We start from the raw sequence: 3909 nt of genomic DNA, 5'->3' as shown, positions 1-3909 counted from the left end.
AGGTAGAGCGTTCGGCTGTTAACCGATTGGTCACAGGTTCGAGCCCTGTCGACGGCGCTTTGGGGCCCATAGCTTAGCCAGGTAGAGCGTCCGGCTCATAACCGGAAGGCCATGGGTTCGAACCCCATTGGGCCCATGTTAACTAAATTATTTGTATTTGTATGCTCCGGTGGTGTAGTCCGGCCAATCATTTCGGCCTTTCGAGCCGAAGACTCGGGTTCGAATCCCGGCCGGAGCATTTAAAAATTTGTTAAGATTTTTTATGGTTTCTATGTATCATTTGTTTTTTATAAGCGGGGGTGCCCGAGAGGCCAAAGGGGACAGGCTTAGGACCTGTTGACGCAGGTCTACCAGGGTTCAAATCCCTGCTCCCGCACTTTAACAATTTTCATTTGTATTTTTCTGCCGGGGTAGGGTAGGTGGTCATCCTCCGGGACTGTGGATCCCGGGACTCGGGTTCGAATCTCGGCCCCGGCCCCATTTATAAAACTTATTTTTTTAGATTCATTACTTTTCAAATGCTCTCACATTCTTTTTATATGTATGTTTTAATAAAGTAGTGAGTATAAGGTGTAATTATGGCTAAGAAAGGGTCTGCTGAAGAAAGGGATTTGGTGCATAAGCTTTGGGAAAGAAATTTCGCAGCGATGAGAGCTCCGGCTTCTGGTGGTGCTACTAAAAATCCATTGCCTGATGTTGTGGCTGGAAACGGCAAATTGTATTTGGCTATTGAAGTAAAAACCACTACAAAAGATAAGGTTTACATTGAAGCTCCCCAAATTGAAGCGCTTTGCGAATTTTCGAAGATATTCGGTGCTAAACCATATATTGGGGTTAGATTCAAATATACAAAATGGTTATTTCTGGAACCTTCGAATACTCCCCGCACCCGTAATGGAAATTATAAGGTGGAAAAGGACTATGCGTTGGAAAAAGGTTTGGAAATTGATGAAATAGCTGGAATTGATAAGCAAATGAAATTTTAGTTAATGGTAATCTTTATATATCATTAAAATATATCTAATATAGTATGTTATGTGGGGTTATGGTGTAACCTGGCATCATCTGGGACTCCAGTTGTCTTTGAAGAAATATACGCGTAACTGAACAGTATCCGTTGTGATGAACAATTGGAGTACTGAGGCAAGAGATATCCCAGGATCGGGGTTCAAATCCCTGTGACCCCATTTCTATACAAACTTCTTTTCAAAAATTTTAATTACTTTATTGACAATATTATTTTTCATGAGTTCTAATGAGATTATTTTTATTTTAGGTTACAATTACGATTCAAACTGCTATTTGGTCAATCGCAATATTTTGGTGGATACCGGCGCCGGTGAAAATAAGGATTATCTGTTCTCCAAGCTTCGCGAAAACGGTGTTGAGCCTGAAGACATTGAACTGGTTGTAAATACTCATTGTCATTTTGACCATATCGGAGGCAATCACCTCTTTCCCAATGCAAAAATAGCCGTTCATAAACTGGATGCCGTTCCAATCAGAAATGAAGATACATTAGGTACTGCAGGAACTGCTTTTGGATTTGATGAAATAAACAACACCCGTGTGGATATTGAACTTGAAGAAGGGGATAAAATAGGGGACTTTGAAGTAATCCATACTCCGGGACACACCCCTGGTGGAATTTGTTTATGGGATGGTGAAAACCTAATTTCAGGAGATACAATCTTTGCCGGCGGTGGAGTTGGTAGGATGGATATCGGTGGAAATTACCCTGATATGAAAAATAGTGTTAAAAGATTAACTGAATTGGATGTTGTAAACATTTATCCGGGCCATGGGCCAATAGTGGAAAATAATGGAAAAGACCATATTAAATTGTCCTACTCCTTTTTATAATTTATTTTCCTAATTTTTTAGCTAATTTTTTAAATGATCCTCTTTTAACGAGAACGGTTACCTTTTCACCACGGCTGATTGTGTTGTCAGGTTGTGGGATAATTAATTTTCCATTTTGATAGGTGGATATAATGATATAATCTTTAGTTGGGGATATGTCTTTGAAACGTTTTCCAACAATTCTGTCATTGGTTATGGTCATGTCTAATATTTCGGCATCTCCTTCACCAAGGGTCATTAACTCTGCGGCATTAGGTCTTGTAACTAATTTCTGCAATTGTGCTGCCGCTGCAGTCTCAGGACTGATTACGTGGTCTATTCCAACTTCTTTAAATGCCTCTTCGTGGTCAGGATTGCTTACACGGGCAATAATATTTGGCACGTTATATTTCCTAACTAAAATGCATGATAATAGGTTTGCTTCATCATTTCCAGTTGTTGCAATGAAATAATCAGCATCTTCAATATTGGTTTCTTCAAGTAATTTTGAATTTGTACCATTTCCGCAGATAACGAGTGCATCAAGCTCTGCTGCTACCTCTGCGCATAATGTTTCATCACTTTCAATCAATGTAATGTCTTGTCCATTTTCAATCAATAAGTTAGCGAGTGCAAGACCTACACGACCTCCTCCCATAATGACTATGTACATCAAATCACCTCAACATATTGTTAAATAATCAATATTTATTTTTAGACATTATAAATATTATCGTTTAAATATTTCAAAACCAGCTCTTAGTGTAATCAGTACAGGGTATATTTCTAACCTTCCTGTCCACATGTTTAGCATGCTGACTAATTTTAAAATTGGATTCATCTGTGAAGATATGATTCCCAAGTCCAAACCGTTATTACCTTGGAGGGACATTGCAGTAAATAGGCTGTTGAATGGGTCATAGCCACATAAGCAAAATAGCGCCCAAGTGAACATTATAAACATCAGATATAATGTTATGAAGTTTCCTGCCTGTCCAATGCTTTTTTCAGATATCCTGCGGCCATGTAATTTCACTGGAACAACCCTGCCCTCTGGGGATAATATTTCTCTGATGTGTCTATAAATTCCTTTAAAGAATGTAATCATTCTTACAAGTTTTATTGCACCTACTGTTGATCCGTTTGAACCCCCGGTTAACATCAAGCACATAATACAGATTATTACAAATGATGGCCACTTTGCCATGGCTGCTGCTGGGGTTATGCTTGCACCTGTTGTTGTAATTGCAGACACGACAGTGAATAATAACTCAATCGGCACGATATTTGATACAAAATAAAGAAGTAATGTGACAAATGCTATGACACTAATTATAACTTTGAATTGCAAGTCTTCAAGCAGTGATTTCCCTTTTGTCTTGATAACCTTATAATGGACAAAAAAGCTTGTAGCTCCCAATATCATCAAAATGATGGTGATGAAATATATTACATAGTCGTTGTAATAACCGATATTCGCATTCTTGATGCTCATTCCGCCGGTTGAAATGATTGTAAATGTATTACAAACGGAATCAAAAGCAGGCATTCCGGCAAGCATATATAAAATTATTCCTGCAATAGTATAAATAACATAGATTTTCAATGTTTTTTCAAGGGTGGTTTTAATACTTGGCTTGAGACGTTCATCACGTGCTTCAGACTGGTAAAGGGTAGCTGACACGGTTCCTTTTGTTAAAACGCCAATAACCATGAAGACAACCCCTATTCCACCAACCCATTGTTCTAAAGATCTAAAAAATAAGAGGCTGTTAGGTAATGATTCAACATTGGTGAATATTGTAACTCCTGTACCGGTTAATGCAGACACACTTTCAAAAACAGCATCGATAATGGGAATATGTGTTACGAGGGTAAATGCCATCCCACCAATGAGGCCTGCCCATAACCATGCAATTGATGAGATTATCATCCCATGCTTAAGTCTCATTCTTTTGGTTGGGAACCTTTCAAAATATTTGATGCATGCAACACCTAACAATATTGATATTGCCCCGGGAATAAGGAATGAGAGTAAATTAAATTCAAAATAGATTAAATCGATTA

General features: G+C 38.4%; 4 protein-coding genes and 5 tRNA genes. 7 read left to right on the top strand and 2 right to left on the bottom strand.

Annotated features, from left to right (window positions below; all coding sequences use genetic code 11):
- The first annotated feature begins 62 nt into the window (after nt 1-62).
- The 7 genes from ACJMLZ_RS01755 to ACJMLZ_RS01725 all read left to right on the top strand — a co-directional run bounded on the left by ACJMLZ_RS01755 (nt 63) and on the right by ACJMLZ_RS01725 (nt 1863).
- A tRNA-Ile gene (locus ACJMLZ_RS01755) sits at nt 63-136 on the top strand.
- Nucleotides 137-163: 27 nt separating this feature from the next.
- Nucleotides 164-238 (top strand) — tRNA-Glu (locus ACJMLZ_RS01750).
- A 55-nt stretch (nt 239-293) separates the two neighbouring features.
- Nucleotides 294-376 (top strand) — tRNA-Leu (locus ACJMLZ_RS01745).
- A gap of 28 nt (nt 377-404) precedes the next feature.
- Nucleotides 405-480: transfer RNA gene (locus tag ACJMLZ_RS01740), tRNA-His, on the top strand.
- Nucleotides 481-578: 98 nt separating this feature from the next.
- A complete protein-coding gene (hjc, locus tag ACJMLZ_RS01735) occupies nt 579-986 on the top strand; it encodes a Holliday junction resolvase Hjc (RefSeq protein ID WP_405303663.1) in 408 nt (135 codons plus the stop codon).
- A 53-nt stretch (nt 987-1039) separates the two neighbouring features.
- Nucleotides 1040-1187 (top strand) — tRNA-Trp (locus ACJMLZ_RS01730).
- Between the two features lie 58 nt (nt 1188-1245).
- Nucleotides 1246-1863 carry an MBL fold metallo-hydrolase gene (locus ACJMLZ_RS01725; RefSeq protein WP_405303662.1) on the top strand — a complete coding sequence of 206 codons (618 nt, stop codon included), beginning with the start codon at nt 1246-1248 and terminating at the stop codon, nt 1861-1863.
- Nucleotide 1864: 1 nt separating this feature from the next.
- Here the strand turns inward: ACJMLZ_RS01725 and ACJMLZ_RS01720 are convergent, their stop codons facing one another.
- Complete coding sequence (locus tag ACJMLZ_RS01720) at nt 1865-2515, bottom strand: potassium channel family protein (RefSeq protein WP_405303661.1); 651 nt, start codon at nt 2513-2515, stop codon at nt 1865-1867.
- A gap of 57 nt (nt 2516-2572) precedes the next feature.
- Nucleotides 2573-3909 (bottom strand): TrkH family potassium uptake protein (locus ACJMLZ_RS01715; RefSeq protein WP_405303660.1); only part of this gene is annotated, 1337 nt, incomplete at its 5' end.

The organism is Methanobrevibacter sp., assembly GCF_045126245.1.
Lineage (GTDB): Archaea > Methanobacteriota > Methanobacteria > Methanobacteriales > Methanobacteriaceae > Methanocatella.
Note: the sequence above shows the minus strand (reverse complement) of the source record. Positions and strands in the feature narration are given on the sequence as shown.